General features: G+C 67.1%; 3 protein-coding genes and 1 pseudogene. 1 reads left to right on the plus strand and 3 read right to left on the minus strand.

Features of this window, described 5'->3' with window-relative positions:
- Positions 1-174 precede the first annotated feature (174 nt).
- From A9W96_RS16635 to A9W96_RS16645, 3 genes and pseudogenes are all read right to left on the minus strand, one after another.
- A pseudogene (locus tag A9W96_RS16635) lies at positions 175-534 on the minus strand (peroxiredoxin); the annotation flags it as partial.
- Entirely contained in the window at positions 534-956 is a 423-nt protein-coding gene (locus tag A9W96_RS16640) for a DUF3052 domain-containing protein (RefSeq protein WP_066862735.1), read from the minus strand. The pseudogene A9W96_RS16635 and the gene A9W96_RS16640, both read right to left, overlap by 1 nt.
- An 84-nt stretch (positions 957-1,040) precedes the next feature.
- Positions 1,041-1,628 carry a hypothetical protein gene (locus A9W96_RS16645; protein WP_066862732.1) on the minus strand — a complete coding sequence of 196 codons (588 nt, stop codon included), beginning with the start codon at positions 1,626-1,628 and terminating at the stop codon, positions 1,041-1,043.
- Between the two features lie 184 nt (positions 1,629-1,812).
- Between A9W96_RS16645 and aceE the strand changes: the two genes are divergently transcribed.
- Positions 1,813-4,355: pyruvate dehydrogenase (acetyl-transferring), homodimeric type (aceE, locus tag A9W96_RS16650; RefSeq protein WP_067141315.1), on the plus strand; the 2,543-nt coding region annotated here is incomplete at its 3' end.

Consider the following 4,355-nt stretch of genomic DNA (forward strand, 5'->3'; position numbering starts at 1 on the left):
GCGCCCGTCGACGGTGGGCGCCGCGGCGAGCGCGGCGGGAGCGTGACAAATCAGGCCGGTGGGGCGTCGGGCGTCGTGGAAGTGACGGACCAGCGCGCCGAAGTCGTCGTTGAGCGAGTCGTCGGCAAAGGCGTCGCGGTGCAGCAGGTCGACCAGGGGCGCATGGCCGCCCGGCACGAACGTCCCGCGGTTGGAGTAGCCGGCGTCCTCGTTGAACACGCCGTAGCTCTGGCTGACCGCGCCGTGCGGCCAGAAGTCCGACAACACCGGAAAGGTGAAGCCGCTGTCCAGCGACCAGACCCGGTGCGTGGGTGGCGGTCCCACCGAGATGGCCAGCGTCGCGCTGTCGTCGTTCTCGAAATCGGGCAGGTGGTCACGCAACTGATCCAGCTCGCCCTGGCAGATCCCGGTGAACGCCAACGGGAAGAACACCAGCAGCACGTTCTTGGCGTTCCGATAGGAGCTCAGCGTGACTCGCTGCTGGTTCTGGTCGCGCAAAGTGAAATCCGGGGCGGGGGTGCCGACGGACAGCATCAACGCTTCCCGGCCCGGGATTTGGGCTGTACCAACCGGCTGGCGCTCCAGTCGCCCAGGTTCACCGACGAGGTCGGCATCAAACCGGCGGTGGGTGCGGCCTCGGCGATTTCGGCGGGCAGAACGTGGCCCGGCTTGCCGGTCTTCGGGGTCAGCACCCAGATCACGCCGTCTTCGGCCAGCGCAGTGATCGCGTCCATCAGGGTGTCCACCAGGTCGCCGTCACCGTCTCGCCACCACAGCAGTACGACGTCGACCACCTCGTCGGTGTCCTCGTCGAGTAGGTCGCTGCCGCAGGCTTCCTCGACCGCAGCGCGGATCTCGTCGTCGGTGTCTTCGTCCCAGCCCCACTCCTGGACAACATGGTCGGGTTGGATGCCCAGTTTGCGAGCGTAGCTCGGGGCGTGATCCGCCGCGACCACCGTGGAGCCTCCTTCAACGTCCGAACGCTGTGCGATTCGCGATTATCGTCGCACAGCCAGAACTCGGTCCATACTTCCGCATCATCAGGTTGCCAGGCACAGTTTTACTGCGTTCTTTTTCGTGTCGTTGAGCTGATCGACCCGTTTGTTGAATTCCGACGTCCCCGCGTGCGTCCCAATGGCGTTGGCCACGGCGCGGGCGGCGTCGATGTAGGCGTTGAACGCGTCCTTGATCTGCTGCGACATCGCGTCGCTGAAGCTGTTGCCCACCGTGGTGGCGCTGTCGTTGAGGGCGTCGATGGCCGGGCCCTCGGTCGGTCCGGTGCCCCGGCCCGCGTTGAACGCCTTGACGAATTCGTTGGTCTTGTCGATCGCGTTCTTGCTGGTGGTGATCAGCGTGGCGCAGGCGGTGCGGACGGCCTTGGTGGTCAGCGATTGCTGCCGCTGGGATTCGCGGACGCTCGACGTCGCCGACGACGCGGACACCGACGCCGACACCGACTGCCGATAGGCCGGAGCCACCTTGGTGTCGGGCGTTGCCGTGCCGTTGGTGACGGAGGTGCATCCGACGATGCCCATCAACGCCACCGCGAGACACCCGAGGGCCAAAGCCCCGCGCCGGGGGAAGTCCCCCACCTGCGTCTGAGGGACGGCACGCCACCGGATGAGCACAAGCCAGACGTTACCGGGTGACCCCGCTGCTTGCCCCAGACCCGCCGAGTTGGTGTTCGCCGGCTGACGCCGAGCCGGCTACCCGACGTCGGCTATCCGCGCGCAACGCCGGTGCGGCACGATGGTGGGCAGGGTGCGACCCACCCGTTACGGCACACATTCCGCCAACAACAGGAGTAGTGCGTTGACAACTGAGTTCGTGCGCCACGATCTGGCCACAAACCCCAACGGCGCAACCGAACCCGACCGGGTTCGGGTGATCCGCGAGGGGGTGGCCTCCTACCTCCCCGACATCGATCCCGAAGAGACGTCGGAGTGGCTGGAGTCCTTCGATGAACTGCTGGAGCGCTCCGGCCCGTCGCGGGCGCGCTACCTGATGCTGCGATTGCTGGAGCGGGCCGGCGAGCAGCGAGTCGCCATCCCGTCGCTGACCTCCACCGACTACGTCAACACCATCCCGACCGAGCTGGAGCCGTGGTTTCCCGGCGACGAGGACGTCGAGCGGCGCTACCGAGCGTGGATCCGGTGGAACGCCGCCATCATGGTGCACCGCGCCCAGCGCCCGGGAGTCGGTGTGGGCGGCCACATTTCGACCTACGCCTCGTCCGCGGCGCTCTACGAGGTCGGCTTCAACCACTTCTTCCGCGGCAAATCGCACCCCGGCGGCGGCGACCAGGTGTTCATCCAGGGCCACGCCTCCCCCGGCATCTACGCGCGCGCCTTCCTGGAGGGCCGGCTCACCGCCGACCGGATGGACGGCTTCCGGCAGGAGCACAGCCACGCCGGCGGCGGACTGCCCTCCTACCCGCACCCGCGGCTGATGCCCGACTTCTGGGAATTCCCGACGGTGTCGATGGGTCTGGGCCCGCTCAACGCCATCTACCAGGCGCGGTTCAACCATTACCTGCACGACCGCGGCATCAAGGACACCTCCGACCAGCACGTGTGGTGCTTTCTAGGTGACGGCGAGATGGACGAGCCCGAAAGCCGCGGCCTGGCGCACGTCGCGGCGCTGGAGGGCCTGGACAACCTGACGTTCGTCGTCAACTGCAACCTGCAGCGCCTCGACGGCCCGGTGCGCGGCAACGGCAAGATCATCCAGGAGCTGGAGTCGTTCTTCCGCGGCGCCGGCTGGAACGTCATCAAGGTGGTCTGGGGCCGCGAATGGGACGCCCTGCTGCACGCCGACCGCGACGGCGCGCTGGTGAACCTGATGAACACCACTCCGGACGGGGACTACCAGACGTACAAGGCCAACGACGGCGCCTACGTGCGCGATCACTTCTTCGGCCGCGACCCGCGCACCAAGGCGCTCGTGGAGAACATGAGCGATTCCGAAATCTGGAACCTCAAGCGCGGCGGCCACGACTATCGCAAGGTCTACGCCGCCTATCGCGCCGCCGTCGACCACAAGGGTCAGCCCACGGTGATCCTGGCCAAGACCATCAAGGGCTATTCGCTGGGTGCGCATTTCCAGGGCCGCAACGCCACGCACCAGATGAAAAAGCTTGCGCTGCAAGACCTTAAGGACTTCCGCAACGCGATCCGGATCCCGATCAGCGACGCGCAGCTCGAAGAGGACCCCTACCTGCCGCCGTACTACCACCCCGGCTCGGACGCCGAGGAGATCCGCTACATGGTCGACCGCCGGCGCACCCTCGGCGGGTTCTTGCCCGAGCGGCGGACGAAGGCCAAGGCGTTGCGGCTGCCCGGGCGCGAGACCTACGCCGCGCTGAAGAAGGGATCGGGTACCCAGGAGGTCGCCACCACCATGGCGACGGTGCGGACCTTCAAAGAAGTGTTGCGGGACAAAGAAGTTGGGCCGCGGATCGTGCCGATCATTCCCGACGAGGCGCGCACCTTCGGCATGGACTCGTGGTTCCCGTCGCTGAAGATCTACAACCGCAACGGCCAGCTGTACACCGCCGTGGACGCCGAGCTGATGCTGGCCTACAAGGAAAGCGAAGCCGGGCACATCCTGCACGAGGGCATCAACGAAGCCGGGTCGGTGGGGTCGTTCATCGCGGCGGGCACGTCGTATGCCACCCACAACGAGCCGATGATCCCGATCTACATCTTCTATTCGATGTTCGGCTTCCAGCGCACCGGCGACGGATTATGGGCCGCCGCAGACCAAATGGCACGCGGGTTCTTGCTCGGAGCCACCGCGGGGCGCACCACGCTGACCGGCGAAGGGCTGCAACACGCCGACGGCCACTCGCTGCTGCTGGCCAGCACCAACCCCGCGGTGGTCGCCTACGACCCGGCCTTCGCCTACGAAATCGCTTACATCGTGGAAAGCGGGCTGGCGCGGATGTTCGGGGAGAACCCGGAGGACGTGTTCTTCTACATCACCATCTACAACGAGCCGTACGTGCAGCCGCCCGAGCCGGAGAACTTCGATCCCGAGGGCGTCTTGCGGGGCCTCTACCGCTACCACGTCGCCACCGAACAGCGGGCCAACAAGGCGCAGATCCTGGCATCGGGGGTGGCGATGCCCTCGGCGCTGAAGGCGGCCGAGATGCTGGCCGCGGAGTGGGACGTCGCCGCCGACGTGTGGTCGGTGACCAGCTGGGGCGAGCTGAACCGCGACGGCGTGGCCGTCGACAGGGCGAGGCTGCGCCACCCGGACCGGCCGGCCGGTGTCCCGTACGTCACCCAGGCCCTGTCGAACATCAGCGGTCCCGTCGTCGCCGTCTCGGACTGGATGCGCGCCGTCCCCGAGCA

This window comes from Mycobacterium sp. 1245852.3 (genome assembly GCF_001669335.1).
Taxonomy (GTDB): domain Bacteria; phylum Actinomycetota; class Actinomycetes; order Mycobacteriales; family Mycobacteriaceae; genus Mycobacterium; species Mycobacterium europaeum_A.